This window comes from Streptomyces sp. NPDC029164 (assembly GCF_055563995.1).
Map to the genome: position 1 here is coordinate 146,887 of NZ_JBVHWW010000008.1, position 26,434 is coordinate 173,320.

Annotated in this window: 19 protein-coding genes and 3 pseudogenes; 15 read left to right on the forward strand and 7 right to left on the reverse strand. The window is 72.0% G+C overall.

Annotation, left to right across the window (positions count from 1 at the left end; genetic code table 11):
• Nucleotides 1-65 precede the first annotated feature (65 nt).
• Complete coding sequence (locus ACZ4VT_RS10540; protein WP_467948342.1) at nucleotides 66-1,403, forward strand: class I SAM-dependent RNA methyltransferase; 1,338 nt, start codon at nucleotides 66-68, stop codon at nucleotides 1,401-1,403.
• A gap of 311 nt (nucleotides 1,404-1,714) precedes the next feature.
• Nucleotides 1,715-2,180 (forward strand): annotated as a pseudogene (locus tag ACZ4VT_RS10545) (MFS transporter); the annotation flags it as partial.
• A 69-nt stretch (nucleotides 2,181-2,249) separates the two neighbouring features.
• Here the strand turns inward: ACZ4VT_RS10545 and ACZ4VT_RS10550 are convergent.
• Together ACZ4VT_RS10550 and ACZ4VT_RS10555 are read right to left on the reverse strand one after the other, a co-directional pair.
• On the reverse strand, nucleotides 2,250-3,497 hold the full coding sequence (locus tag ACZ4VT_RS10550) for an MDR family MFS transporter (protein WP_467948412.1): 1,248 nt from the start codon (nucleotides 3,495-3,497) through the stop codon (nucleotides 2,250-2,252).
• 50 nt (nucleotides 3,498-3,547) lie between these two features.
• Complete coding sequence (locus tag ACZ4VT_RS10555; RefSeq protein WP_467948344.1) at nucleotides 3,548-4,696, reverse strand: PLP-dependent cysteine synthase family protein; 1,149 nt, start codon at nucleotides 4,694-4,696, stop codon at nucleotides 3,548-3,550.
• A 2,159-nt stretch (nucleotides 4,697-6,855) separates the two neighbouring features.
• On the opposite strand from ACZ4VT_RS10555, the gene ACZ4VT_RS10560 reads away from it, so the two are divergent.
• The 8 genes and pseudogenes from ACZ4VT_RS10560 (at nucleotide 6,856) to ACZ4VT_RS10595 (ending at nucleotide 12,174) form a co-directional block, all read left to right on the forward strand.
• Nucleotides 6,856-8,847 carry an APC family permease gene (locus ACZ4VT_RS10560; protein WP_467948346.1) on the forward strand — a complete coding sequence of 664 codons (1,992 nt, stop codon included), beginning with the start codon at nucleotides 6,856-6,858 and terminating at the stop codon, nucleotides 8,845-8,847.
• A 108-nt stretch (nucleotides 8,848-8,955) separates the two neighbouring features.
• The gene (locus ACZ4VT_RS10565) at nucleotides 8,956-9,162 is read left to right on the forward strand and encodes a DUF2399 domain-containing protein (protein ID WP_467948414.1); all 207 of its coding nucleotides are present in this window, start codon (nucleotides 8,956-8,958) and stop codon (nucleotides 9,160-9,162) included.
• 21 nt (nucleotides 9,163-9,183) lie between these two features.
• A complete protein-coding gene (locus ACZ4VT_RS10570; RefSeq protein ID WP_467948348.1) occupies nucleotides 9,184-9,447 on the forward strand; it encodes a hypothetical protein in 264 nt (87 codons plus the stop codon).
• Between the two features lie 83 nt (nucleotides 9,448-9,530).
• Nucleotides 9,531-10,268 carry an SDR family NAD(P)-dependent oxidoreductase gene (locus ACZ4VT_RS10575; protein ID WP_467948350.1) on the forward strand — a complete coding sequence of 246 codons (738 nt, stop codon included), beginning with the start codon at nucleotides 9,531-9,533 and terminating at the stop codon, nucleotides 10,266-10,268.
• A gap of 83 nt (nucleotides 10,269-10,351) precedes the next feature.
• Nucleotides 10,352-10,477 (forward strand): annotated as a pseudogene (locus ACZ4VT_RS10580) (alpha-hydroxy acid oxidase); the annotation flags it as partial.
• A 46-nt stretch (nucleotides 10,478-10,523) separates the two neighbouring features.
• Entirely contained in the window at nucleotides 10,524-10,712 is a 189-nt protein-coding gene (locus tag ACZ4VT_RS10585) for a hypothetical protein (protein WP_467948417.1), read from the forward strand.
• An 8-nt stretch (nucleotides 10,713-10,720) separates the two neighbouring features.
• Nucleotides 10,721-11,017, forward strand: coding sequence for an alpha-hydroxy-acid oxidizing protein (locus tag ACZ4VT_RS10590; protein WP_467948352.1), 297 nt, complete (start codon nucleotides 10,721-10,723; stop codon nucleotides 11,015-11,017).
• Nucleotides 11,018-11,373: 356 nt separating this feature from the next.
• Nucleotides 11,374-12,174, forward strand: a complete 801-nt coding sequence (locus ACZ4VT_RS10595; protein WP_467948354.1) for an AfsR/SARP family transcriptional regulator — start codon at nucleotides 11,374-11,376, stop codon at nucleotides 12,172-12,174.
• Between the two features lie 7 nt (nucleotides 12,175-12,181).
• On the opposite strand, the gene ACZ4VT_RS10600 is transcribed toward ACZ4VT_RS10595, so the two are convergent.
• From ACZ4VT_RS10600 to ACZ4VT_RS10610, 3 genes are read right to left on the reverse strand one after another with little or no spacing between them, the layout of a single operon-like run.
• A complete protein-coding gene (locus ACZ4VT_RS10600; protein WP_467948416.1) occupies nucleotides 12,182-12,868 on the reverse strand; it encodes a FadR/GntR family transcriptional regulator in 687 nt (228 codons plus the stop codon).
• Complete coding sequence (locus tag ACZ4VT_RS10605) at nucleotides 12,868-13,632, reverse strand: thioesterase II family protein (protein WP_467948356.1); 765 nt, start codon at nucleotides 13,630-13,632, stop codon at nucleotides 12,868-12,870. The genes ACZ4VT_RS10600 and ACZ4VT_RS10605 overlap by 1 nt, the downstream gene beginning before the upstream one ends.
• A gap of 32 nt (nucleotides 13,633-13,664) precedes the next feature.
• Nucleotides 13,665-14,222 (reverse strand): LOG family protein, encoded by a 558-nt coding sequence (locus ACZ4VT_RS10610; protein WP_362804474.1) that lies wholly within the window; start codon nucleotides 14,220-14,222, stop codon nucleotides 13,665-13,667.
• 210 nt (nucleotides 14,223-14,432) lie between these two features.
• Between ACZ4VT_RS10610 and ACZ4VT_RS10615 the strand changes: the two are divergent.
• A pseudogene (locus ACZ4VT_RS10615) lies at nucleotides 14,433-14,852 on the forward strand (4'-phosphopantetheinyl transferase family protein); the annotation flags it as partial.
• A gap of 164 nt (nucleotides 14,853-15,016) precedes the next feature.
• On the opposite strand, the gene ACZ4VT_RS10620 reads toward ACZ4VT_RS10615, so the two are convergent.
• On the reverse strand, nucleotides 15,017-16,726 hold the full coding sequence (locus ACZ4VT_RS10620; protein ID WP_467948358.1) for a (2,3-dihydroxybenzoyl)adenylate synthase: 1,710 nt from the start codon (nucleotides 16,724-16,726) through the stop codon (nucleotides 15,017-15,019).
• Nucleotides 16,723-16,971 (reverse strand): acyl carrier protein, encoded by a 249-nt coding sequence (locus tag ACZ4VT_RS10625; RefSeq protein WP_467948359.1) that lies wholly within the window; start codon nucleotides 16,969-16,971, stop codon nucleotides 16,723-16,725. The genes ACZ4VT_RS10620 and ACZ4VT_RS10625 overlap by 4 nt, the downstream gene beginning before the upstream one ends.
• A 262-nt stretch (nucleotides 16,972-17,233) precedes the next feature.
• Between ACZ4VT_RS10625 and nadA the strand changes: the two genes are divergently transcribed.
• Genes nadA through ACZ4VT_RS10645 form a run of 4 tightly spaced genes read left to right on the forward strand, consistent with a single transcriptional unit; the run spans nucleotide 17,234 to nucleotide 26,401 of the window.
• Nucleotides 17,234-18,280 carry a quinolinate synthase NadA gene (nadA, locus tag ACZ4VT_RS10630; RefSeq protein WP_467948361.1) on the forward strand — a complete coding sequence of 349 codons (1,047 nt, stop codon included), beginning with the start codon at nucleotides 17,234-17,236 and terminating at the stop codon, nucleotides 18,278-18,280.
• Nucleotides 18,277-19,896: an L-aspartate oxidase gene (locus tag ACZ4VT_RS10635; protein WP_467948362.1), complete on the forward strand. Its 1,620-nt coding sequence runs from the start codon at nucleotides 18,277-18,279 to the stop codon at nucleotides 19,894-19,896. The genes nadA and ACZ4VT_RS10635 overlap by 4 nt, the downstream gene beginning before the upstream one ends.
• Nucleotides 19,893-20,816: a carboxylating nicotinate-nucleotide diphosphorylase gene (gene nadC, locus ACZ4VT_RS10640; protein ID WP_467948364.1), complete on the forward strand. Its 924-nt coding sequence runs from the start codon at nucleotides 19,893-19,895 to the stop codon at nucleotides 20,814-20,816. The genes ACZ4VT_RS10635 and nadC overlap by 4 nt, the downstream gene beginning before the upstream one ends.
• Nucleotides 20,816-26,401: an SDR family oxidoreductase gene (locus ACZ4VT_RS10645; protein ID WP_467948365.1), complete on the forward strand. Its 5,586-nt coding sequence runs from the start codon at nucleotides 20,816-20,818 to the stop codon at nucleotides 26,399-26,401. Before nadC ends, ACZ4VT_RS10645 begins: the two co-directional genes overlap by 1 nt.
• Nucleotides 26,402-26,434 lie beyond the last annotated feature (33 nt).

A 26,434-nucleotide genomic window follows, 5' to 3' on the forward strand; every position in this document is an offset into this window, starting at 1 on the left:
CACGTAAACTGGTGGGTCGGTCGTCCGGCCGTTCCCCGTTTTCAGGTTTTTGGAGTCTCCCCACCATGACGAGCGCCGAGCAGAACGAGAAGCAGTCACTGGTGGGGGAGGAGTACGAGGTCGAGGTCGGCCCCGTCGCGCACGGTGGGCACTGCATCGCCCGTACCGAGGACGGCCGTGTCCTGTTCGTCCGCCACACCCTGCCCGGCGAGAAGGTCGTCGCGAAGGTCACCGAGGGCGACGTCGACTCCCGCTACCTGCGCGCCGACGCGATCACCGTGCTCGACGCCTCCAAGGACCGCGTCGAGGCCCCCTGCCCGTACGCCGGCCCCGGCAAGTGCGGCGGCTGCGACTGGCAGCACGCCAAGCCGGGCGCGCAGCGCCGGCTCAAGGGCGAGGTCGTCGCCGAGCAGCTGAAGCGGCTCGCCGGACTCACCCCGGAGGAAGCCGGCTGGGACGGCACCGTCATGCCCGCCGAGGGCGACAAGCTGCCGGCCGGTCAGGTGCCGCAGTGGCGCACCCGCGTGCAGTTCGCGATCGACGAGGACGGCAACGCGGGCCTGCGCAAGCACCGCTCGCACGACATCGAACTGATCGACCACTGCATGATCGCCGCCCCGGGTGTCTCGGAGCTCGGCATCGAGCAGCAGGACTGGCCGCAGATGGCCACGGTCGAGGCCATCGCCGCGACCGGCTCCCAGGACCGCCAGGTCGTCCTGACCCCGCGCCCGGGCGGCCGCCTGCCCCTGGTGGAGCTGGACAAGCCCGTCTCCGTCCTCCGCGTCGAGGAGAAGGACGGCGGGGTCCACCGCGTCCACGGCCGCCCCTTCGTACGGGAGCGCGCGGACGGCCGTACGTACCGCGTGGGCATGGGCGGCTTCTGGCAGGTCCACCCGCAGGCCGCCGACACCCTCATCAAGGCCGTCATGCAGGGCCTGATGCCGCGCAAGGGCGAGATGGCACTTGACCTGTACTGCGGCGTCGGCATCTTCGCGGGCGCGCTCGCGGAGCGCCTCGGCGAGACGGGCGCGGTGCTCGGCATCGAGTCGACGAAGCGCGCGGTCGAGGACGCCCGGCACAACCTGGCGGACTTCCCGCGGGTCCGTGTGGAGCAGGGCAAGGTCGAGCAGATCCTCCCGAAGACCGGCATCACCGAGTGCGACCTGGTCGTCCTGGACCCGCCCCGCGCGGGCGCCGGCAAGCAGACGGTCCGCCACATCGCGGGCCTCTCGGCCCGCCGCGTCGCGTACGTGGCGTGCGACCCGGCAGCCCTGGCCCGCGACCTGGGCTACTTCAAGGAAGCCGGCTACCGAGTCCGCACCCTCCGCGTCTTCGACCTCTTCCCGATGACCCATCATGTCGAGTGTGTCGCGATCCTTGAGCCCGTTGGGAAGGGCCTCTGACCTGCGCGTTAGGGCAGTGTGCATTATGTGCGCTGTGGGCGTTGTGGGCGATATCTTGACGCTGATTCGACGCTCGTGACGCACGTTTGACGCACGCCGTCGGCGGTGTCTGACGAGCCGTCAGGCGTGGAAGGGCGCGTCCCGCAGCGGATTGTGATCTTGCTGTGGGAGGCGCCCCTTTCCGGTAGTGGGCGACCGATCCGGTCGGTGTCAGGCCCGCGCTCCACCTTCTCTCTCTGATTACGCTCTGCGACAATTCGCGCGAGCAGCACCACGGGGTACGTCCACGTGCCTCGACGTCGGTGGTCAGCAAGCCGCTCATCACCGGTGGCCTGCTCGTTCTGGCCGCGGGCCTGCTGTGGCTGTCGCCGGCCCGCCCGACAGGCACCTTCGTCGTCGACGTCCTGCCCGCCTCCCTGGTTGCGGCCCTCGGCATGGCCCTCGCCTACATCCCGACCCTCATGTCGGCCATGGCCGGCGCACCGCAGGAGCAGGCCGGCCTCGCCTCCGGCATCGTCAACACCACCTACCAGGTCGGCTCCGCCCCCCGGCCTCGCCGCCCTGACCGCTCTCGCCACATCCCAGGGAGCGGGCAAGCTCGGCGACCTGTCCGTCCTGACCGACGGTTTCAGCGCAGCCCTTCTGGCCGCGGGTATCGCGGCCGCCGGCACCCTCGCCCCGATGCGCGGCAAGCCAGGTGCTGTAGATGCGCCGTTGGAGCAGGCTTCGACGGGGGACGGGGCCGAGCGAGCCGGCCGGCTCCTCGACGGGAACTGACTCGGAGGGGACGGCGCGGCAGGACGGCGGTGGCCGCCCGCCGCTGTGCCGTACCTCCCTAGGTTCAGGTCAGGCAGCCACGGCCTGACGTTCCCCCTCGGCCTGAGCAGGTGATAGCCGACCGCTGCGGTGCAGTGCGTACAGTGCGGCCGCGCTTACCAGGCCGAGTGCACCCAGCGATGCCCAGGGCAGGGCGGGGACTCCGGCTTCGCGCGCGGCGTCCAGTGCCATGCCCGTGAGCAGGTTGCCGAGCGTGATGCCGATTCCGCAGATGGTGTTGTAGAGGCCGTAGTGCGTGGCCACGAGACGGTTCTGCGCCAGGCGGACGATGGTGTCCATCTCGAAGGGGTAGGCGATCATCGTGCCGAGGGCCAGCAGCAGGGCGGACGCCGCTGACGGCACGGCGGCCAGCAGCCACAGGCCGGCCCCACCGTTCGGGACCGGCACGGCGGATGCCGCAAGGAGGGGGACGAACGCCGTCCCCATCGCCAGTAGCCCCCAGGTGAGCGCTCGGCCCGGTTCCATCCGGGCCTTGCACCAGGCGGTGACCTTCGTCTGGAGGATGATCGTGCTCAGCCCCGAGACCGCGAAGAGGATCGCCACCGCGGCCGTGCCGAACCGCCCTTCACCCCCCAGACGCCGGACCTCCAGCGGCAGGGACAGGTAGACCTGGAAGGACAGCACGTACGAGCCGATCATGGCCAGGGAGAACAGCAGGAACGGACGGTTCCTGAAGATCCCCCGCCACTGCCGTAGGACACCTTCGCGCGTTCCCTCCGCGGTGTCGGTGTGGTCCGCGCGGCGGGCAGGCAGCACCCGGATCTGGATGATGCTCAGGACCGCGAAGATCGCTGCTGCCGTCAGGCAGGTGACGCTGAAATCGACGCCGGTCAGGACCATGCCGACCAGCGGGCCGAGCAGGATGCCCGCCTGATAGAAGACGTTGAACAGGGCGAACGCCTCCACGCGGCGCTCGCCCGCGTCGGCCGCCAGGTAGGCGCGGGAGGCGGGGTTGAACAGGGCGCCGGCCAGCCCCGTCGCGGCGGAAGCGGCGAGCAGGGCGGGGACGGATTCCACGAGCCCGAGGGTCGCGAAGCCCGCGGTGCGCAGCACGAGCCCGGCGATGATCAAGGGCTTGTAGCCCAAACGGTCGGCCAGCGTCCCGCCGATGAGAAACATCCCCTGCTGGCTGAAGTTGCGCATGCCGAGAATCAGTCCTACCAGCCAGCCCGCCAGGCCGAGCGGCCCGGCCAGATAGGTGGCCAGGTAGGGCATCAGCATGTAGAAGCCGAGGTTGATGGTGAACTGATTGACCATCAACAGCCGGACGCTGCGGTCGTAGGAGCGGACCTCGGCGATCGTGTCCTTCACCGGGCCTGCCCACACTCTTGCGTCGCGTTCTTCACGCCGGTCTCACTGACGGCGTCGGTCCCGCGTTCTCCGTCGAGGGTGAGCGGGTCGACGACTGTGGTGCAGCGGGTCCAGCGGGTGACCTCCTTCTCGTCCAGGCGGCCGATCAGGTCCGGTTCCGGCGCGGGCGCGGAATCGAGCAGGCCGTGGGCGGCGCAGTAGCCGTCGTCGTAGACGGTGCCGAGGTACCGCTGGGGACCGTCGGGGAAAACCGCCGCGATGCGCGCGTCCTTCGGAAGCGACCGGGCCAGCCAGCCGGCGACCAGTGCGACCGCGCCGACGCTCCACCCGCCCGTGGCGTAGTGGGAACCGGCCAGCTGGCGGCAGGTCCACACCGCCTCCGCCGGGGAGACCCAGTGCACCTCGCCGAAGTTTTCGTAGGCGACGTTGCGGGGGTAGATGCTCGACCCCAAACCGCGCATCAGCCGAGGCCGGGCGGGCTGCCCGAAGATCGTCGAGCCGATGGTATCCACCCCCACCAGCGTCAGATCCGGGTAGAGCTGTCGCAGTACGCGCGAGATCCCCCCGGAATGGCCGCCGGTTCCGACACTGCACACCAGCACGTCGATGTGCTTGAGCTCGGTGGCCAGTTCGAGGGCGAGGGGGGTGTAGGCGGAGGTGTTGTCCGGGTTGTTGTACTGGTCCGGGCACCAGGAGTCCGGGTGCTGTCCCATCAGCTGCGTCACGCGGTCGCGGCGTGCCTGTTGCCAGCCGCCGGTGGGGTGCGGCTCGGAGACCACGTTGACCTGGGCGCCGTACGCGACCAGGAGCCGGGTCATGGACGGCTCAAGGCCTGGGTCGGTGACCAGGGTGACCGGGTGTCCGTAGGCCATGCCGGCCAGAGCGAGGCCCAGGCCCAGGGTTCCGCTCGTGGACTCGATGATCCTCGCGCCGGGCTTCAGGTCGCCGCGGGCGCGGGCCCGTTCGACCATGTGCAGGCCGGGACGGTCCTTGATGCCGCCGGGGTTGAAGCCCTCCAGCTTCGCCCAGAATCCGCGTCCTGTCGGCGTGAGGGGTTCGGAGATGCGCAGCAGCGGCGTGTTGCCGACCAGTTCTGACAGGGCCGTGCGGCCGGTGGCTGACGTTTCGGTGGTCGAAGAATGCATGGCTGTGCCTTCGTTCGTGGTGGCGTCGACTACTCGTTCGGAGGGCATGCCGTGTTCGGTGGGCATCAGGAACAGTGGTTCGGGCCCGGGGGACGGCATGCGGCAGCCGTGAGCGGCTGCGGGACGAGCGGTCTAGATCCGCCACCGGCAGACGTCGGCCAGCGTGGAGCGACCGGTGCGGGCTATGGACGATCTACCGGTGGGGGGCGCCGGCGTGCTCGCCGGCTCGGCCCGCACCGTCCCAGGGGCCAAGTCGAGAAGGGCTGCGGTCGCCTCGGCCGGGCGCTGCACCGCGCTTGAGGCCCAAGTGGTCAGGCAGGGAGAAGCGCAGGCGGCACCGTGCTCGTGCTGAGGGCGGTCCGGGAACCGGGGATCGTCGGAGGGCCCCTCGTGTCCGGCCGGCGTGGCCGGCGCGGACAGAGAGAGGTGCTGGTGACCGTCGCTGACGAGGTACGAGGAACAGTGGACGGCAGCCAGCAGCAGCACGCTCAACGCGCAGGCAAGCAGGACGCCCGGCCAGGACGGAACCCGGCGGGGGAGGCGTGGCAGAGGCAGGCGGAGCACAGGTCCTCCGTGCGGCAGTCACTTCCTCGGCCGGCGGACGGGGAAGCGACGTGGGCGGGTGCGCGCGGGGGCAGCGGGATTCAAGCGCCAGAGGCCGAGACGGTTGAACATATCGCCGTCTTGGGGGCAGATCCGTGAACTCCGCAGCGCATGGGGTGTCGTCGGAAGGCTCCGACGCCTACACCTGAAGGACGGCCTGTGATCTGAGGTGCGCCGCGGGCGTGGCAGGAGATCGCTTCGACTGTTCAGCCGGTCGCGCACGCCCCGGGGTCAGGGAAGCCTGCCCCTCGTCCAGTGCGTCGGTGAGGACGGGCTTGTCCGCCGTACACGACGGTGCGTTCGAGCGGCGCGCCGCACCCTCGTCCGTGGAGTGGCCTTCGGCGTCGGAGCAGCCCGCATCAGACGCCGCTGTCGGGCCTGCCGTATCCGCGAGGGAGACGGAGGCGACCGTCGTGGCGGCTCCTGCGCCGTGTTCGGGCAACGAGCAGCACACGCTGAGCAGGGCGATGAGGAGCAAGGCCAGCCCGGCGGTGACCAGTCGACAAGCCTGCGAGAGGGTCGACTGGCCGCCAGAATGCGACCAAGCTGTAATCACGCCGTGATCATAACCAGCATTCACGGGGTCCTGGGTGCCGCTTCCGGAAGAGCGTGCGATCCAACTGCCCGCGTGAGCAAGGGTCGTAGGAAGTGATGAGCGCCGCGGTTGAGGACCGACCCGGGATGCTCAGAGCGCGGTGTAAGCGTTTCCCGTCCTGACGGGCCGCGTGGAGCGCTGGCGACGGATTGTGCACCCCCTCAACCGGGAGATTGGGACGCCGCCGTCTGCGCCATCGCCTCGAAGGTGCCTCCATGGAGAGCACGCCCGGCGGCGGCCACAGCCACGGCACCGCCGAAGAACCCGCCGCGGACGACCACGCCCCCGCCCCGGCGAGCCCTGCCGCACCCGCCTCCGGCGCCTCCCCCACCGCAAAGCCCAGCCCCTCGGTAGCAGCCGAGCGGACGCCGGGAAGGTCCTCCAGCTCTTCGTCGATGAGCAGGCCGCAGCTGGTGCAGTGCATGCCGTCGATGAGGAGCACCACCTGCTCGCCGGTCGCGGCCTCGGGCTTGTTCCGTTGCTGGCCGCTCGCCCTCGGCTGTGCCGCACGGCCGTCGGAGGAGTCCCTCAGTGGTGCCGGCTGCCTGCGCGATGCCCGGGCATGCAGCGCTCGCAGCGCACTGACGGAACGCCAGATCGCCGTGTACTCGGCAATCCTGGTTTTGGGCCTGGCACAGGGCCATTTCGTCTTCCAGAACCCGCTCCGCCTGCTGGCCGCCAGGGTCGTGGTCATGGAGGACGGCTACCAGATGGAGGTCTCAGCCGGCCGCCGCACTCGCCGTGAGGTCATTTCCGCCCTGTGCGCCTACGCCCGCGCCGTTACGGGCGTGACCGGCTGGGCAGGAGGCCGCGACCGTCTCGTCAGAGAACCGCGGGATCGTATGACCCGTCGGCCAGGCGCGGGGTGGGTGGCGGCTTCTGCCGGGCGGATACTCGATGATCGTGCCGTGGCGCCGGTGCGCTGCTGTCAACGGGCGTCCTGCGGCCGTGGGAGAAAGTGATGGGGGACATGAAGGACATGGAAGGTCCGGTTGTGCCGGAAGTGGTGGACAGTCCGGCTCTGCGGGCGCAGCCGTCCGGAGGGCTGGCGCGATGGCTGCTGCGGCACCAGGTGCAGCCGGTCGGGCCGGCAGCGGGTGAGGGGCACGCCGTCCCGCACGCGTGGTGGAAGGTGATGTGCCTGACCGGCGTCGACTACTTCTCCAGCCTCGCGTACGTCCCGGCGATCGCCGCCCTTGCCGCCGGGGCGGTATCGCCGCTGGCGACGCTGCTGATCGTGGGACTGACCCTGCTGGGGATGCTGCCCATGTACCGGCGGGTGGCGAAGGAGAGCCCGCACGGCGCCGGGTCGGTGGCGATGCTGGAGGACCTGCTGCCGTTCTGGTGGGGCAAGTTGTTCGTGCTGATCCTGCTCGGCTTCGTCGCCACCTCGTGGATCATCACGATCACCCTCTCCACCGCGGACGCCTCCGTCCACGTGGTGGAGAACCCCTTCTTCCCCGCGGTGCTGCACGGCCACGAGGTCGCTCTGACGGTCGCGCTGCTGCTGGTCCTGGGAGGGGTGTTCCTGCTGGGCTTCAGCGAAGCGGTCAGCGTGGCCATCCCCTTGGTCGCCATCTTCCTCGCCCTGAACGCGGTCGTCATCGGCATCGGCCTGACCCACGTCTTCACCACGCCGGGCGCCTGGACGGCGTGGACCGACGCCCTCGCAGCGGGCGGAGGCGGCTTCGGCGATCTGGTGGGCCCCGCGCTGCTCGCCTTCCCGCTGCTGGTGCTGGGCCTGTCGGGCTTCGAGACCGGCGTGAGCATGATGCCGCTCGTCGCCGCCGCCGGGGCGGATGAGGAGCAGCGGTTGCGCTCGCGGATCCGCAACACCCGCAGGCTGCTGACCACCGCCGCTCTCATCATGAGTGTCTACCTGCTGTCCGCGAGTTTCGTCACCACTCTCCTCATCCCGCACGAGCTGTTCGAGCCGGGCGGCGCCGCGAACGGCCGCGCGTTGGCGTGGCTGGCCCACGCGCACGTCGGAGAGGCGTTCGGCACTGTTTATGACATCAGCACGATCCTGATCCTGTGGTTCGCCGGCGCTTCCGCGATGGCGGGACTGGTCAACATCGTTCCCCGTTACCTGCCCGACTACGGCATGGCTCCCGAATGGGGACGCGCCGTGCGTCCCGTCGTGATCGTCTACACCGTCCTGTGCATCGTCATCACGATCGCCTTCGACGCCGACGTCGATGAGCAGGCCGGCGCCTACGCCACCGGCATTCTCGCCATGATGGTCTCCGGCGCCTTCGCGGTCACCGTCTCCGTCGCGCGTCACCGCCGCCGAGCCGCGACCGTCGGCTTCGCCCTGCTCACCGCCGTCCTGCTCTACGCCCTGGTCGCCAACATCATCGACAAGCCCGACGGCATCGTCATCTCCGGCTTCTTCATCGCCGGAATCATCATCGTGTCGCTGATCTCCCGCGTCTCACGCACGACCGAGCTGCGCGCCGACCGCATCGTCTTCGACGCCGACGCCCGCCGGTTCATCAACGACACCCTCGCCCACGACAACGCGATCAACCTCATCGCCAACCGTCGGCAGGCCGGTGACGTCGCCGAGTACAGCGACAAGGAACGCGAGCAGCGCGGCGTCAACCCAGTCCCCGGCCGCGCCGACGTCATCTTCCTCGAGATCGACGTCGTCGACCCGTCCGACTTCAGCGACACCCTCACCGTCCACGGGGCCGAGGTCGGCGGCCACCGGATCCTGCGCGCGGCCGCGCCGGCCGCGCCGAACGCCATCGCCGCCGTCCTGCTGGCCCTGCGCGATGCCACCGGCGTTCAGCCGCACTGCTACTTCGCCTGGGCCGAAGGCAGCCCGCTCGTGCACATGGTCCGCTACTTCCTCCTGGGACGCGGTGACACTGCTCCGGTCACCCGCGAGATCATCCGCAAACACGAACCCGACCCCGACCGCCGCCCCGGCATCCACGTCGGCGGCTGACCACCACAGCCACCCGCCGCTCCAGCCGGGCAGACCACAGGCAACGCGCCGGCGAGGAGGGGCAGGACCAGGGCATGCCACCAGCCACCAGCCACCAGCCACGGTCCGCTGTCTTCCGGGGTTCGGCGCTACACGGCCGCTGACTACCGTGCCACAGCGCTCGCAAGGCCTGACGGCCCGCCACTCGCAGGGCAGCCGGCCGAGGCTCCCTGGGACCCGGATCTACAGCAGGCCCTCTTGCAACTGGCTGTGCGGGTCGAGGAGGAGACGGTCCTCGACGTGCTGCTGCCCGACCTTGCGTGGCGGCGGTCGTGAGTGCCGGCGATGTGGCAGCCGGTGCGCGACGGCGTCTGGCTCGGCGTTACCTGGGATTCGGCGGCGGGGTCCGGCCGGTCAGTGGGCATGTTCGGCCCGACCTCGCAGCTGGGCATCGCGATCACCCCCGCGATCACGGCGGTACTGATCGTCCGTTACGGCTGGGTCGGCTGGGTCGTCCTGGCCGCCGTCATGGCCCCGGCGGGCCTGGCCGCACCGGCCGTGGCCCGCTGGGCCGAACGCTGCCGCCCGGACACCCCCGCACCGGTCCCGGCGGCGACGTAGCAGCGAAGCTCCCGGCGGACGGGCCCTTGTCCTGGGCAAGATCGTCGTACGCTGACCGGGCTCAGAGCAATCGGAGGACGAAGATGCGAGGACGACAGAAGGTCACCGTCGTCACGGGTGGCAGCCGCGGCATCGGGGCCGCGATCTGCCGGCGACTCGCGGCCGAGGGCCATGATGTGGTGGTCGGCTACCGGTCGAACGAGGCGGCCGCCCAGGCCGTCGCGGCCGAGGTGGAGGCGGCCGGCCAACGAGCCCTGGCCGTCGCCGTGGAGACCGCCGACGAGCACGGGGTCGCCGCGCTCTTCGAGACCGCGGCCACCGAGCTCGGGCCGGTCACCGGCCTGGTGAACAACGCGGGAGTGAGCGGCCCCAACGGGCGCCTCGCCGATGCCGACCCCGCCGGGATGCGGGCGGCCCTGGACGTCAACCTGTTCGGCTACCTGCTCTGCGCACGCCAGGCCGTCCGAGCGATGAGCGCCTCCGGCGGCGGCTGCGTCGTCAACGTCTCCTCGGCCGCGGCGACGCTCGGCTCCCCGGGGCAGTACGTGCACTACGCCGCCGCGAAGGCCGCGGTCGACGCCTTCACGGTGGGCCTGTCGAAGGAAGTCGCCGCCGACGGCATCCGGGTCAACTGCGTGGCTCCGGGCACGGTGTGGACGGACTTCCACGAGGACCCGCAGCGGCCCGCCAAGGTCGCCGGGAACATTCCGATGGGGCGGGCGGGCCGGCCGGACGAGATCGCCGGAGCCGTCGCGTGGCTGCTGTCCGACGATGCCGCGTACGCCACGGGGGCGGTGCTGCGGGTCGCCGGAGGCCTGTGACGCGCCCGATGAAGATCCGCGGCAAGGGGAAAAGGTGAGCGGAATGGCACTGTCCGGATCGGCTCTGGAGGAATCCGCGCGCGATGCTTCCGCCGGGCGCCTACGACTTCTACCCGGCCGGATCGGGAGGAGAACTGAGCCGCGACGAAGCGGCCGGCGCCTGGCGCTCGTACCGCTTTCTCCCGCGGGTCCTGCGCGACGTCTCACGGATCGACACCGGAAATCGAACTGCTAAGAGAGCGACTGAATTCACCGGTGCTCGCCGCACCGACCGCCTTCCACGCCATGGCGCACCCCGAAGGCGAAATCGTGCTGCCCCTGCCCCGGGACGCCCACGCGCTCGACGTGGGCGTGGACACCCGCGCCCGCGTCCCGGCAGGCGAGCGCGTCAACGGCCCGCAGTACGCCCTTGACCAGGACCGAAAGGCCCCGACTCCGCCCTGAGCCAGTCGATGGTCCGCAGGCCGATCGACGGAGGCATCCGTACCGGTACGGACGTACTGGCGGCTCTGGCGCTCGGCGCCGACGCGGTCCTGATCGGCCGCCCGGTCCTGTGGGCCCTGGCCGTCCGGGGCCGGGCGGGCGGACGGTCCCTGCTCGACTGCTACCGGACCGAACTCGCCGAAGCCCCGGCCCTCGTGGGCGCCCGCTCGCCCGAGGAAATCGACTTCGGCGTAGGGGACATTGCCGGGCAAATGGTCGGGTCCGGCGCCAACGTGCCGGCTGCGGGGAATCGGCAGTCAGGCTGATGCGTGGCTAAAGCGCAATTAAATCCGGGCCGGTGGGGTCGGCCAACTTTGGCGGGGAATTTACCTTTGCGATCTTCCCCGTCGGTGTCCGTTGCGAGGCGGGACCGCGATCCCGTGCGGCATGAAGGGTAGATGTATCCTGAATATACCGATTCACCCCTTCGCCGTGTGGGGATTATACCGGCGCGGTCGGCGTACAAGTGCGGTTTACGAATCGACCGAAAGTTGACGATCGCCCTTCGGTCTGCCGATGATCGAACCGCTGTGCGGCTTCACGGGATCGGGGCGTAAATTGCGCTGCGTTTACGGCGGGGCTGCGGAGCGTGACAGTGTCTAATTTCAGGGGGACTGATCGCGTGAAGATACAAATTCTAGGCCCGCTCGAAGTGAAGACGGATCTGGGCGAGGAGGTCACGCCTCGGCCATTCAAGCTCCGGTCGCTTCTCGCTGCCCTGTGCGTGAGTTCCGGGCGGCCGGTCACCGCATCACACCTGATCAACGTCCTGTGGTCGGGCGAGCCACCGCGTACGGCGTCCACCGCCCTGCAGGTCTATGTTTCCAAACTGCGCAAGCATTTTCAGAGTTCCGGTATCGATCCGAGCGTGCTCAAGACGATGCCGGCCGGCTACATGCTCCGCCCCACCAGCCATGCGATGGACTGTGACGACTTCAACGCGCTGGTGGCGAAAGCCCGAACCGCCGTGGGATTCGGCCGCAAGGAAGAAGCGGCGAGTGAATTCTCCGCGGCGCTTTCCCTCTGGAACGGTCCGGCCCTGGCGGACCTCCGGGAGGTACCCGCTCTGCGGGATTATGCCCGGCAAATGGATGAGCGGCGTAATTCGGTATACGAGCAGTGGCTTGAACTCGAGATCAGCCTGGGGCGCCACTCGATGCTCACCGGCGAGTTGTACGGGCTCATCGCCGACAAACCGATCCGGGAGAATCTCTACTACCTCCTCATCATCGCCCTCTATCGCAGCGGCCGGATCTCCGAATGCCTGGACGTCTACAACCGCTTCCGCCACAGCCTGGTCGAGGAACTGGGCATGGAGCCCAGCCCTCGGCTGCAGGCCCTGCATCACGCCGTGCTGGCCCGGGAGCCGTGGCTGGAGCCTTCCGCCGCGCCGCTGGCGGCGGCCTGTGCGCCGTCGCTGTGACGCTTCCTCAGTCCGCCGTGCCGGGGCGTTCCGGCTCGTGCCCGTGCAGCAGGGCGGACAGATGCGCGCCGGCCTCGGCCGCCGCCCCTTCGGCGTCCGCGGCCCGCACCGCTTCGAGGAGCCTGCGGTGGGAGGCGAGACCGGTCTCGGCGCCGCACGGGTCCACGCACGTGATCACGCTGGCCAGCACGGCCTCGTAGAAACCGCGGTACAGAGCGGCGAGAACGCCGTTCCCGGTGTACTCCACCAGTGCCGTGTGGAACTCGGTGTCCTCCTGCGGCACGGCCTCCCAGCGCCCTTCGCGCGCCGCCGCTTCGCACGCCGAGAGGCGGGCCTCCAGGGCGCGCAGGCCGTCCTCGTCCCCCACGTGGGCCGCGAGCCGCGCCGCCTCGACCTCCAGCCCGCGCCGCACCTGGAGCACGTCGCGCAGCTCGCTCGTGCGCAGGCGGCCCAGCGCACCGGACAGCTCGCTGGTGGCCCGGACGTACGTGCCCCTGCCCTGCCGGACCTGGAGGAGCCCGGAATGCGACAGCGCCCGGACCGCCTCGCGAACGGTGTTGCGCGCCACCCGCAGTTCGCCGGTCAGCTCGGTCTCGGTGGGAACGCGGTGACCGACCGGCCAGACACCGGTGGTGATCTGCTGCCTCATGTGCTCGATCACCTGGTCGACCAGGAGCGCGCGGCGGACCGTCATCACGACGACAGCCTCGTCCGGAGCTCGGAATCCAGCAGCGAGAGGAAGGACTCCGCATTGTCCCGGAGGAAGAAGTGCCCGCCCTCGATCTCGTGATACCGGAAGTCCGCGGTGGTCTGCCCGGCCCAGGCGCGGACGTGTTCGACCGGCGCGAGCGCGTCCCCCGGGCTGGTGAAGGCGGTGAGCGGGCAGGGCAGCGGAGCCTGGACACGGTACTTGTAGGTGTCCACCACCGTCAGGTCGGCCCGCAGGGTCCGCACGACCATCGCGCGCAGTTGCCGGTCCTCGAAGACCCAGGCCGGTGTGCCGTGCATGTCCATGACCCGCTGGACGAACTCCTCCTCGGGAAGGTGGTGGATGGCCGGCCACGGCGGCGCGATCTGCGCCGCGCCGCGGCCCGACACCATGACGAACTCGGGTGCCGGGTGGCCTTCGGCGCGCAGCCACCGTGCGGTCTCGAAGGCGAGCAGGCTGCCCATGCTGTGCCCGAAGAGGGCGTACGGCCGGTCGGTGTGCCCGGCCAGCACGGCGCCGAGACCGGCGACCACGTCGTCGAGGCTGCGCAGCGGCTCCTCGCGGAAGCGCTCCTCACGTCCGGGCAGTTGGACGGCGTTGACCTCCACTCCGGCCGGAAGCCGGTGCGCCCAGCTGCGGTACATCGACGCTCCACCGCCCGCGTACGGGATGCAGAAGAGCCTCAGCCGGGCATCGGCGTCGGGCCGGGGGGTGATCAGCCACGGGCTCGAGAGGTTCGTGGTTTCCATGTGCTCTCCGGGACCTTTCGGGGTGGGTCGGTTCAGTGCGACGAGGGAGCCGGAAGCCGTCCGGCGCAGGCGTCCAGGGCGTCGGCGACCGTGCGCGTGTGCCGCACCGCCTCGAGCGACCGTCCCCGTACGAAGCCGCGCGCCCGGGCGGCGGCGAGCCAGTCGAGCAGGCCGCCGAAGTGGTCGTCGGGGTCGAGGAGGACGAGGGGTTTGTCGTGGACGCCGACCATGCGTTCCGTCCACGCGGTGAAGATCTCGTCGCAGGTGCCGAGGCCGCCCGGCAGCGCGAGCAGGGCGTCGGCTTCCTCGGTCATGCGCTGCTTGCGGGCACCGAAGCCTTCGGTGACGATCAGCCGGTCGCTGTCGTGGTCGGCGCGGTGCAGCAGCGAGTCCGAGACGATCCCCACCGTCTGCCCGCCGGCCGCCCGGGCGGCGGTGGCCACCGCGCCCATCATCGAGACGTGCTCGCCGCCGGAGACCAGCGTCCAGCCGCGGGCGGCGACGGCGGTGCCCACCTCTTCCGCCAGCTTCAGGTACCGGGCGTCGACCGACTCCGAGGCGCTGCAGAACACACACACCGAAAGATTCATGGAAGCCGTCCTGTCCGATCTGTTGTGCGAAGGAGTGGTGGCCGCGTGAAGGCCGTCGTCGACATGAGTGCGGAACTGCCGAAGGACACCGTCCACGTGTGGTGGGGAAGGGTGGGCGACGTGCGTCCGCACCACCGCGACCTGCTCGACGAGCAGGAGCGGGAACGCCTCGCCGAGATGCGCAGGGACGATGCCGCGGCCCGGTTCGTCATGGGCCGCACCCTGCTCCGGCTGGCCGTGGGCGGGTACACGGGCATCGCGCCCGGCGACGTGCCCGTCGTCCGGGAGTGCGACGGATGCGGAGGGCCGCACGGCAAACCCCGGGTGGCCGTGGGCGGGTCCGTCGAGGCGTCGCTGTCCCACTCGGGCGAGCACATCGTCCTCGCCGTGGCCCGGGAGACGCCCCTGGGCATCGACGTGGAGAGCGACGACGGAAGCGTCGACCTGCTGCGGCTCGCGCCCCGGGTGCTGTCGCCCGCGGAGCGCCCCGCCTACGAGGAGCTGCCGGCGGCGGCGCGCCGGCGGCGGCTGCTGTCCGTGTGGACCTGCAAGGAGGCGGCGCTGAAGGCGACCGGCGACGGACTGCGGTTCCCCATGCACCGGTTGGGCGTGGCGGATCCGGAGGGCGCGCCGCGTCTCACGCACTGGGAGGGCAGGCCGTGGCCGGCCGGGAGGATGCGGCTGGCCCGGCTCGACGCGCCACGCGGCTACACGGCGGTACTGGCCGTCCTCGGGTCGTCCGGCTTCACCGTCCGGCACGGGGACCTCGCGGACCTGTCCGGGGCGGGTACGGCTCATGAGCGGGCGGCCCGCTCCGCCGCCACCAGCCGCGCGGCCTCGGCGCGCAGCGCCACCTTGTTCACCTTGCCGACGCCGGCCAAGGGCAGGGCCTCCACCGGCACGAGCCGCTCCGGCAGCTTGTAGCGGGCCAGCCCCCTGCCCTCCAGGTGGCGCCGCAGCTCGCGAAGGGCCGGAGCGCCCTCCGCGGCTCCCACCACGAAGAGGCACACGGCCTCGCCGTACAGGGGGTGCGGCATCGCCACCGCGGCGGCGGCGCGGACGCCCGGATGGGTCAGGACCACTGCCTCCAGCTCGTCCGCGGGGATCTTCTCGCCGCCCCGGTTGATGACGTCCTTCACCCGCCCGGCGACCACCAGGTTGCCGCTGGGGTGGAGCCGTACCAGGTCGCCGGTGCGGTAGTGGCCGTCCGCGGTGAAGGAGCGGGCGTTGGTCTCGTCCTCGCCGTAGTAGCCGGCCAGCACGCTGGGGCCCCGGGTGAGGAGTTCACCGGTCTCGCCCGGGCCCACCGCGCGACCGGATGCGTCGACCACGAGGAGTTCGTCGCCGGCGGCCGAGGGGCGGCCCTGCGTCCCGTCCACCACCGCGTCCGGGTCGTCGAGCCGGGTGAAGTTCAGCAGGCCCTCGCTCATCCCGTAGACCTGCTGGACCTGGCAGCCCAGTTGCTCGCGCACCCTCCGGGCGGTGGTGGCGTCCAGCCGCGCACCGCCCACCTGGAGCACTTGAAGGCTGGTCAGGTCGAACTCGCCCGTCTCGGCGGCCGCGAGCCACTGCAGGAGGACCGCGGGGGCCAGGGCGCAGTGGGTGACCCCCTCGCGCTCGACGAGCGCCAGGGTTCGCCGCGGGTCGTCGGGGGAGTCGAGGACGATCCGGCCGCCGCGGGAGAGGGTGCCGAGGATGCCCGGGTGGCCGAGGACGAAGCTGTGCGACGCCGGCATCACCGCCAGGTAGACGGAGGACTCGGACAGCCCGGACACCTCGGCCGCGGAGCGGATCACGTGCCCGAACGCCTCGTGGGGGCGGGGAATCGCCTTCGGCGGGCCGGTGGTGCCGCTGGAGAGCAGGAACAGCGCGTTGTCCCGCGGACCGGGCCGCTCCGGGGCGTCGTCCGCGGCGTGGCGCGGCCCGCCCGGGGCGTCGACGCCGGGCAGCACACCGCCCAGGGTCAGCGAGGTGAGGTCGGCCAGGTCCGCCCGGACGGGCACGCCCTCGTCCGCCCCGGCCCGGTCCTCACGGGTCACGAGCAGCATGCGGATGCCCGGGTGCCGCTCCCGCAGGCGCTCGGCCATGGCCAGATGGTCGAAGCGGCGTGAGCGCAGCGGCACGGCCATCGCGACCGGCCGGGTGACGCTCAGGACGTGGTCGAGTTCGTGCTCGCGCAGTGCGGGCAGGGCCACCACGGGAGGCGCGCCGAGCCGGATCAGGGCGAGCGTGGTGACCACGTACTCCAGGCTGTTGGGCAGCTGGACGAGGACGGGGTCGCCGCGGCCGATGCCGAGGCGACGCAGCCGGGAAGCCGCCGCGTCGACGGCGGCGGCGAGTTCGCCGTACGTGAGGCGGTGGCCGGCGTCGACGACGGCGCAGCGGTCCGGGTACGCCGGTGAGGAGCCGAGGGCCACGTCGGTGACCAGCCGGGGCTGCCACCAGCCGCGGCGGCGGTACTCCTCGGCGCGCTCACCGGGGACGCGCACGATGCCGTCGGTCACCGGGCCACACTCCCCGACCCGGTCTCCTCGTCGATCACGCCGGCCAGTTCCGCCAGGGAGTAGTCGTGCTTGTCCCACAGGTCGACGTGGCTGCGCAGCCGCTCCTCGATCTCGAGCTCCAGCTGAGCGGTCTCGGTGGAGTCCAGACCGAGACCGGACCGCAGACGGCATCCGGGCGTCAGCTCCTCCTCCTGCACACCCAGTTCCATGAGAATGCTGCGCAGTTCATCGAGAGTCGCGTTCACAGAACCTCCTGGAGAAAGGCTTCTCCACATGGGATTGAGACGGTAAACCGAGTGCCTGGCGGCCGTGCGTCACGTGGTAAGCCGTCATGCTAGCGCCCTGATCGGTGCAATATTCGTCGGATCCGCGGGAGTTCTGCGGTTCTTTAGCGTTGGATATTCGGTCTTACCGGCGAATTTTAAGGGTGGTTTTAGATCGACCGTTTACTTTGATGTCCTAAGACAAATTGGATCCGCAGGCTTTCGGTTGGAAGGGCTTGAACAGATGACGGCGGAAGCAATTCCCGTGGTGGCCTCGTCCGGAGCGGAGTGGGCGGAGGGCGACCTGACCCCGTACGGAGGGGTGGCGGCCGATGCGGCCTGGCGCGATGAGGTGCTGCGGCTCGCCGAGCAGCACAACGCGGTGATTCTCGCGCACAACTACCAGCTCCCCGAGATCCAGGAAATCGCGCACCACGTGGGCGACTCGCTCGGGCTGAGCCGAATCGCCGCCGAGTGCGACGCCGACACCATCATCTTCTGCGGTGTCCACTTCATGGCGGAAACGGCCAAGATGCTCGCCCCCGAAAAGCGCGTCATCATTCCGGACGCCCGGGCCGGCTGCTCACTGGCCGACTCCATCACCGCCGAAGAGCTGCGTGCATGGAAAGCCGAACACCCGGGCGCCGTGGTGGTCTCGTACGTGAACACCACCGCCGAGGTGAAAGCGGAAACCGATATCTGCTGCACCTCCTCCAACGCGGTAGAGGTGGTCGAGTCGATCCCGGCCGACCGCGAGGTCCTCTTCTGCCCGGACCAGTTCCTCGGCGCCCACGTCAAACGGGAAACCGGCCGCGCGAACATGCACATCTGGGCCGGCGAGTGCCACGTGCACGCCGGTATCAACGGGGCCGAGCTGGCCGACCAGGCGGCCGCCAACCCCGGGGCCGAACTCTTCGTCCACCCCGAGTGCGGCTGCGCCACCTCCGCCCTCTACCTCGCGGGCGAGGGCATCGTGCCCAAGGAGCGCGTGAAGATCCTCTCCACGGGCGGGATGCTCGACGCGGCCCGCGAGACCGGGGCGAGCTCCGTCCTGGTGGCCACCGAGATCGGCATGCTGCACCAGCTGCGCAAGGCGGCGCCGGAGATCGACTTCCGCGCCGTCAACGAGCGCGCCTCCTGCCGCTACATGAAGATGATCACGCCTGCCGCCCTGCTGCGCGCACTGCGCGAGGGCGCCGACGAAGTGCACGTGGACCCGGAGGTCGCCGCTCGCGGCCGGGCGTCCGTACAGCGGATGATCGCCATCGGCCGGCCGGGCGGTGGCGAATGACCGGTCCGCGCTGGGAGGCTCGCGCGGACCTCGTGGTGGTGGGGACCGGAGTCGCGGGCCTCACCGCCGCTCTCACCGCCGGCGAACTCGGGCTGCGGGTCCTGGTGGTGACCAAGGGCGGCCCCGGCGACGGCAACACCCCGCACGCACAGGGCGGAGTGGCCGTCGTACTGCCCGCCGCCCACGAGCCCGGGGACACCGTCCAGCGGCACGCCCGGGACACCCGCGTCGCCGGGGCCGGACTGTGCGAGGAGGACGCGGTCGAGCAGATCGTCACGTACGGTCCGGACGCCGTCGAGCGGCTGCGCCGGACCGGCGCCCGGTTCGACACCGGCGACGACAACACCCTGGCCCGCACGCGCGAGGGCGGTCACAGCGCCTTCCGCATCCTGCGCGCCGGCGGCGACGCGACCGGAGCCGAGGTCGAACGGGCCCTGCTCGCGGCCGCCCGGGACCACCGCGTCGCCGTGCTGACCGGACACACCGCCCTGGACGTGCTGCGCACCCCGGGCGGAGAGGTGGCGGGCCTCGCGGTGCTGGACTCGGCCGCGGTACCGGGCCTGATCAGCGCCCCGGCCGTGCTGCTGGCCACGGGCGGTCTCGGACAGCTGTACCAGGCCACCTCCAACGCGGAGGGCGCCACCGGCGACGGACTCGCCCTGGCGCTGCGCGGGGGAGCGAGCCTGGCGGACCTCGAATTCGTCCAGTTCCATCCGACCGTGCTGTTCACCGGCTCCGGTGCGCGCGGCCGCCGCCCCCTGGTCACCGAGGCCGTCCGCGGCGAGGGCGGCATCCTGGTGGACAGCCGGGGAGAGCGCGTGATGGCCGGCGTGCACCCGCTCGCCGACCTCGCCCCGCGGGACGTGGTGTCCGCCGCCATCGCCCGCAGCATGGCGCAGACGGGAAGCGACCACGTCCTGCTGGACGCCACCCACTTCGGGCCGGAGGCCTTCCGGCGGCGTTTCCCGACCGTCCACGCGATGTGCGCCGCCGTCGGCGTCGACCCGGCACGCGAGCCCATACCGGTCGCGCCCGCCGCCCACTTCGCGTGCGGCGGGGTCGTGGCGACCGTCGACGGCCGCACCGACGTGCGCGGGCTGTACGCGGCCGGCGAGGTCGCGCGCACCGGACTGCACGGGGCCAACCGGCTCGCCTCCAACAGCCTGTTGGAAGGGCTCGTCGTGGGGGAGCGGGCGGCGCGGGCAGTCGCGGCCGACCTCCGTGACCGCACCGCGCCGGCACCGGACACGGCCTCGTGGCCGAACCGCCCGGCGGCCGTGGCGGACCGTTGCGTCCTGCAAGGGGCGATGAGCCGCCACGCGGGCATCGGCCGCACCGCGGCCGGCCTGGCGGAGGCCGCACACGTCATCGCCGCCGACGCCCGTCATCGCCCGCTCGACGCGACCTCGACGGTCGAGGACGCGGCGCTCACCCTGGTGGCCGGAGCCCTCCTCGGCGCCGCGGCCGAGCGCCGCGAGACGCGGGGCTGCCACGTGCGCACCGACTTCCCCGGCACCGACGACATCACCTGGGGCCGCTCGACGACCGTGCGTCTCGACGCGGCCACCGGCCGGCCGGCCATCCACCGTCCCGTTCCCGTGGGAGGAGCAGCATGATCGCCGATGCCTGGTCGTCCGCGACCGACGAACGCCTGCGCGCCGCCGGCATCGACACCGAGGACGCCCGCCGTGTCGTCGCCGTTGCGCTCCGGGAGGACCTCCGTTACGGTGCCGACGCCACCACCGACGCCACCGTGCCCGCCGATGCCGTCACCGAGGCCGTCGTGGCCTCCCGTCAGGCGGGAGTGCTGGCCGGCGTACCGGTGGCGCTGGCCGTGCTCGACCTCGTCACCGCCGGACGGTTCGAGGTGACCGAGTACCGCACGGACGGCGACCGGACCGGCCCGGGCGACGTGGCGCTCCGGCTGACCGCGCCCACCCGCGAACTGCTCCTCGCCGAGCGCACCATGCTCAACCTCCTGTGTCATCTCTCCGGCATCGCCACCCTCACGGCCCGGTGGAACGACGCGCTGGCGGGCACCGGCTGCACGGTCCGCGACAGTCGCAAGACCCTGCCGGGGCTGCGCCTGCTGGAGAAGTACGCGGTGCGCCGCGGCGGCGGCGAGAACCACCGCTTCGGCCTCGGCGACGCGGTCCTGATCAAGGACAACCACGTCGTCGCCGCCGGATCGGCGGGCGCCGCGCTGCGGGCCGCCCGCGCCCACGCGGCCGGACTGCCCTGCGAGATCGAGGTGACCACGCTCGCCGAGCTCGACGAGGTCCTGGCCCTCGGCGCCGACGAGGTGATGCTGGACAACTTCAGCGTCGAGGAGTGTGCCGAGGCGGTCCGCCGCCGTGACGCCGCCGCGCCCCGCACCCGCCTGGAGGCCTCCGGCGGCCTCACCCTCGACGTCGCCGCCGCATACGCCCGGACCGGCGTCGACCTGCTCGCCGTCGGAGCGCTGACCCACTCGGCGCCCGCCCTGGACCTGGGGCTGGACTTCGCCCCCCGCACAGAAGGAGGAGAGGGGCAGTAATGAGCCGACGTGAGACGGCCGCCGCCGCCGACACCGCCGACCGCCCCGCCGACGTTCCCGACCGCCGCATCGCGGTGGTCGGCATCGGCTGCCGGTTCCCCGGCGCCGACGGACCGGGTGCGTTCTGGCGCAACCTGCGGGACGGCACCGAGAGCGTCACGTTCTTCGACGAAGAGCAGCTGACGGCCGCGGGAGTGCCGCAGGCGCTGCGCGCCGACCCCGACTTCGTCCCGGCGCAGGCCGTGCTGGAGGACGAGTTCGGCTTCGACGCGGGCTTCTTCGGCATCAACCCCCGTGAGGCGGACATCATGGATCCGCAGCACCGGCTGATGCTCACGTGCGCCTGGGAAGCCCTCGAGGACAGCGGCCGCCGTCCCGACCAGCCCGGCGGCAAGGTCGGTGTCTTCGCCGGCGGCTACCGCAGCGACTACCTCCGGCACGTGCGCACCGACGGGGACGCGGCGGCGGAGTTCGCCCGCGACGTCGCCAACGACAGCGACTACCTGGCCACCCGGATCTCGTACAAGCTCAACCTGACCGGCCCGTCGGTGACCGTGCAGACCGCCTGCTCCACTTCGCTGGTCGCGGTGCACCTCGCCTGCCAGAGCCTGCTCCTCGGAGAGTCCGACACGGCCCTGGCCGGCGGTGCCACGGTCCGCTCGGGCCAGCAGAGGGGATACGTCTTCCAGCGCGGAGGCATCCTCTCCTCCGACGGGCACTGCCGTGCCTTCGACGCCGCCGCCGAGGGCACGGTCATCGGTGACGGCGTGGGCGTCGTCGTGCTGCGCCGGCTGGCCGACGCGATCGCCGACGGGGACCCGATCAGGGCCGTGATCCTCGGCTCGGCCGTCGGCAACGACGGTGCCGACCGCGTGGGTTTCACCGCCCCCGGCGTACAGGGCCAGTCCGAGGTCATCCGGACCGCCCTGGAACGTGCCGGTGTCCACCCCCACACCATCGGCTATGTCGAGGCGCACGGCAGCGGCACGCCGCTCGGCGACCGCATCGAGGTCGACGCGCTCAACCGCGCCTTCCGCGCCACCGGCTGGCGCGAGGGCGACTGCGCCCTCGGCTCCGTCAAGACGAACATCGGGCATACGCACGCGGCCGCCGGTATCGCCGGCCTGATCAAGACGGTCCTCTCGCTCCAGCACGCCCTGCTGCCGCCGACCCTCCACTTCGAGCAGGCCAACCCGCGCATCCGCTTCGCCCGCACCCCCTTCCGGGTCAACCACGAGCTCACGCCCTGGACGGCCGGATCCGGTCCCCTGCGGGCCGGGGTCAGTTCCTTCGGCCTGGGCGGCACGGGCGCGCACGTCGTCCTGGAACAGGCACCGGAGCCGGTCGCCGCCGAGGACGCCGGTCCCCGTGGCCGCCGGCACCTGCTGCCGGTGTCGGCCGGCACCCCGGAAGGCGCCGAACTCGCCGCCGAGCGGCTGGCCGCACACCTCGCGGACCACCCCGGCCTGCGGCTCGCCGACGTCGCCCGGACGCTCCAGAACGGCCGGAGCCACCTCCCGCACCGGCGGCTCGCGCTCGCCCGCGACCTCGACGGGGCGGTCGCCGCGCTGCGCGGCGCGTCGGCCGACGCCCTCTTCGCCGGCCAGGCGGCGGCGGACGCCCCTCCGGTCGCCCTGCTGCTGACCGGCCTGGGAGACCAGTACCCCCAGATGGGGCGTGAGCTCTACGAGAGCGAACCGGTCTTCCGCGCCGAGGTGGACCGCTGCGCGGCCCTGTTGAAGGAGCAGTCCGGCATCGATCTGCCGGCGCTGCTCTACCCCGGGCCCGCTCCCGCCGACGAGCCGGAGCAAGGCCCGGACCTGCGCAGGCTGCTCGGCCGCGGGGCGGCTCCGGTCGAGGGGCTCAGCGAGACCGAAGAGGCACAGCCGGCCCTGTTCGTCGTGGAGTACGCGCTGGCCAGACTGCTGGAGCACCGCGGGGTCCGGCCGAACGCCCTCATCGGCTACAGCCTGGGCGAGTACGTGGCGGCCTGCCTGTCGGGCGTGCTGACCCTGGAGGACGCGCTGAAGCTCGTGGCCGCCCGGGCCGAGCTGATCGGCCGGCTCGCGCCCGGAGCGATGCTCGCGGTGCCGCTGCCCGAGTCACGGGTGCGCCCCCTGCTCGACGGCCGGCTCTCCCTCGCCGCGGTGAACGGGCCGGACCTGTGCGTCCTGTCCGGCGAGCCGGACGCCGTCGCCGCCGTCGAGGCCGACCTCGCCGCCGAGGGAGTGGCCACCCGCCGGCTCAACGCCTCGCGCGCCTTCCACTCCGTCATGATGGAGCCGATGGTCGAGGAGTTCGCGAAGCTCGTCGCCGGCTTCACGCTCAAGCCGCCGACCATCCCGTACCTGTCCAACGTGACGGGTGACTGGATCACGGACGACGAGGCCACCGACCCCGACTACTGGGCACGGCACCTCCGCGAGCCCGTCCGGTTCGCCGACGGCGTCCGCACACTCTGGTCGGAGCCGACCAGGGTCCTCCTCGAGGTCGGCCCGGGCTCCACGCTCGGCGGCATCGCCCTGCGCAACCGTCCGGCCGAGGACGCCGCGGCACAGCTGGTGCTCGCCACGCTTCCCCCGTCCTTCGACCGCCGGTCGGCGGCCGACTTCCTGTACGGCACGATCGGCAAGCTCTGGCTCGCCGGAGTCCCGGTGAAGTGGCCCGTCACCGACGGGGATCCGGCCAGGATCGCCCTGCCCACCACCCCCTTCGAGCTGCGCGAGCACCGGGTCACCCCCCACTGGGAGACCCACCCGGCCGCGCCCGCGGCCCCCGCGCTCGTCCGCAAGGAGAACCTCGCCGAGTGGTTCTCCGTGCCGGGCTGGGAACCCCTGCCGCCCCTGCTCACCCTGCCGGACGCCGCCGACGGGCCCGCCACCTGGCTGGTGTTCCTCGACGACCAGGCGGTCGGCGACCACGTCGTCGCACGGCTGACCGAGCACGGCCACCGCGTGGTGACCGTGCGGCCCGGCGACGCGTGGCGGGGACCGGCCGACGGGCACTGCACCGTACGGCCCGACAGGGCCGAGGACTACGCCGCCCTGCTGCGGGAACTCGACCGGGCCGGCGCCCTGCCACGGCACGTCGTGCACTGCTGGAACGTGACCGGTCCGGAGAGCCGTCCGGACGCCGCCGAGCTCCGGTGGCGCGCCTTCGACAGCCTGCTGTTCCTGGCCCAGGCACTCGGCGGGACCGCCGCCGAGGAGGTGGCCGTCACGGTCGTCTCCGACCACCTCCATCCGCTGCACGGCAGCGGATCCCAGCCGCTCAAGGCCCTGCTGCTGGGCCCCACCCAGGTGTGGCCGCGCGAGTCGGCGGGCGTCGCCTGCCGCAGCGTGGACATCAGCCTCACCGCTCCGGCGAGCCGCCGCGACACGGCCCGCTCACTGGACGCGCTCGTGGCGCAGCTGCACCAGCCCGTCACCGACACCCAGATCGCGCTGCGCGGTACCGGCCGCTGGCGGCGGGTGTTCCTGCCCGCCCCGATGGAGGGCACGGAGCAGGACCACCCCCGGCTGCGGCGCGGCGGCACCTACGTGATCACCGGCGGCCTGGGCGGCATGGCCCTGGAACTGGCCGGCCACCTGGCCCGCACGGCCGGCGCCAACCTCGTACTGATCGGCCGCCACGGGCTGCCGCCCCGCGAGGAGTGGGACGCCCTGGCCGCCGCGACGGGCGCGGACGCCGCGCTCATCCGGCGCATCGAGCGGGTACGGCACCTGGAAGAGCTCGGCAGTCACGTCGAGGTCGTCCGCGCCGACATCACCGACGGCCCGGCGGTGGCCGCGGCGATGCGACGGGCCGCGGAGCGCTTCGGCGCCGTGCACGGCGTCGTCCATGCCGCGGGCGTGCCCGGTGGCGGCCTGATGCAGCTCAAGGACCCGGAGGCGGCCGCCGAGGTGCTGGCGCCGAAGGTGACCGGCACGCTCGCACTGCTCGACGCCTGCCGCGAGGTCGCCGCCGACCTGGACTTCGTCCTCCTGTGCTCCTCGCTGCTGTCCGTCACCGGCGGGCTCGGGCAGGTGGACTACTGCGCGGCCAATGCCTTCCTGGACGCCGTGGCCCACCACCACGACGCCCTCGGCGATCTGCCGGTCACGGCGGTCAACTGGGACGCCTGGCGCGAAGTGGGCATGGCCGAGCGCACCGTGGGCGGCGCCGCCGCGCAGGACACCACCACGGAGACCGGCCATCCGCTGCTGGGGCGGCGCCTCGTCGTCACCGAGCGGCACGCCGTCCACGCGGCCGACTTCAGCGCCGACCGCAGCTGGCTCGTCGACGAGCACCGGATGCTGGGCCACCCGGTCGTCCCCGGCACCGGTCACCTCGAACTGGTTCGGGCGGCGCTCGCCGACCACTCCGGCGCGGAGCTGCGCGAGCTGTCGGACGTCACCTTCTACGCCCCGATCGTGGTGGACGAGGACCGGCCCCGCGAGGTGCGGGTGGTCGTCGACCGCACCGGCGACGCCTACACGTTCTCGGTGGTCAGCCGCTATGACGGCAAGGCCGCCTGGCAACTCAACTCCACCGGCGGCGCGACCGTCGGAGACCGGGAGACCCCGGCCGGCGAGCACCTGGACATCGCGGCACTGACCGGGCCGAAGGGCCTGCGCCCGATGGATCCCCCCGCGCACGAGGGCCCGATGGGCTTCGGCGGCCGGTCCCTGTGCCTGGAGCGCATGTACGCCGGAGACCGGGAGTTCCTGGCCCTGTTGGCCCTGCCGGAGGAGTTCGCCCACGAGGTCCCGGAGCTGGCGCTCCATCCCTCCCTCATGGACCTCGCCACCGCCTTCGTCGGTGTCCACGTGGCGAAGGAGTTCCGCATCCCCATCTCCTACGGCCGGATCACCCAGTTCGCACCGCTCACCGCGCGCGTGTACAGCCATCACCGCTACGCCGTGGCCGACGACGCGGGTCTGGAGACCCTCTCCGCCGACGTGACGATCACCGACGAGGAAGGCCGCGTGCTGGTCACCGTTGAAGGCTTCGTACTGAAGCGGACCGGTGACCTCACCGACCGGCTGGCGGGCCTGCGCGACGGCACGTCCGAGGAGATCGTCGCCTACCGCTTCGCCGAGGCGGAGCAGGAGCGCGAGGCACCCGGCGTCGCCTTCCTGCGGCAGCAGCTGGAGCAGGGCATCCTGCCGGGCGAGGGCGTGGCGGCCTTCGACCGGATCCTGGCGGCGGCCCCGGGCCCTCAGGTCGCCGTGTGCACCCAGGACCTCGGCGCGGTCATGGCCCAGGTGCTGACCGAAGGCGCACAGCCGCGGGGGACCACGGCGGGCGGTGCCCCGGCCGGCCCCGCCCATCCCCGGCCGCACCTGATGACGCCGTACACCGCACCGTGCGGTGACACCGAGAGCGCACTGGCCGCGCTCTGGCAGGACCTGCTGGGCCTGGACCGGGTCGGCGCGCGCGACAACTTCTTCGACCTGGGCGGGCATTCCCTGCTGGGCATCCAGCTCGCGGCGCGGCTCCGCACCGACCTGGGCGTCGACGTGGCCGTCGGCACCGTCTTCAACGCGCTCACGGTCGCCGAGCTCGCCACGGTCGTGGACCGGATGAGGGCGGAAGCCCGGTGACGGCCGGCCGTCCGGTGGCCCCTGCGGAGGGCG

Excerpts from the sequence above, each read along its gene's own strand:
- ACZ4VT_RS10540 (WP_467948342.1), top strand. The coding sequence starts at position 66 with ATGACGAGCGCCGAGCAGAACGAGAAGCAGTCACTGGTGGGGGAGGAG.
- ACZ4VT_RS10590 (WP_467948352.1), top strand. The coding sequence starts at position 10,721 with ATGGTCCGCAGGCCGATCGACGGAGGCATCCGTACCGGTACGGACGTA.
- ACZ4VT_RS10600 (WP_467948416.1), bottom strand. The coding sequence starts at position 12,868 with ATGACGGTCCGCCGCGCGCTCCTGGTCGACCAGGTGATCGAGCACATG.
- nadC (WP_467948364.1), top strand. The coding sequence starts at position 19,893 with ATGATCGCCGATGCCTGGTCGTCCGCGACCGACGAACGCCTGCGCGCC.
- ACZ4VT_RS10645 (WP_467948365.1), top strand. The coding sequence starts at position 20,816 with ATGAGCCGACGTGAGACGGCCGCCGCCGCCGACACCGCCGACCGCCCC.
- ACZ4VT_RS10560 (WP_467948346.1), top strand. The coding sequence starts at position 6,856 with ATGGGGGACATGAAGGACATGGAAGGTCCGGTTGTGCCGGAAGTGGTG.
- ACZ4VT_RS10555 (WP_467948344.1), bottom strand. The coding sequence starts at position 4,696 with ATGCATTCTTCGACCACCGAAACGTCAGCCACCGGCCGCACGGCCCTG.
- ACZ4VT_RS10550 (WP_467948412.1), bottom strand. The coding sequence starts at position 3,497 with ATGGTCAATCAGTTCACCATCAACCTCGGCTTCTACATGCTGATGCCC.
- ACZ4VT_RS10575 (WP_467948350.1), top strand. The coding sequence starts at position 9,531 with ATGCGAGGACGACAGAAGGTCACCGTCGTCACGGGTGGCAGCCGCGGC.
- ACZ4VT_RS10605 (WP_467948356.1), bottom strand. The coding sequence starts at position 13,632 with ATGGAAACCACGAACCTCTCGAGCCCGTGGCTGATCACCCCCCGGCCC.
- ACZ4VT_RS10635 (WP_467948362.1), top strand. The coding sequence starts at position 18,277 with ATGACCGGTCCGCGCTGGGAGGCTCGCGCGGACCTCGTGGTGGTGGGG.
- nadA (WP_467948361.1), top strand. The coding sequence starts at position 17,234 with ATGACGGCGGAAGCAATTCCCGTGGTGGCCTCGTCCGGAGCGGAGTGG.
- ACZ4VT_RS10610 (WP_362804474.1), bottom strand. The coding sequence starts at position 14,222 with ATGAATCTTTCGGTGTGTGTGTTCTGCAGCGCCTCGGAGTCGGTCGAC.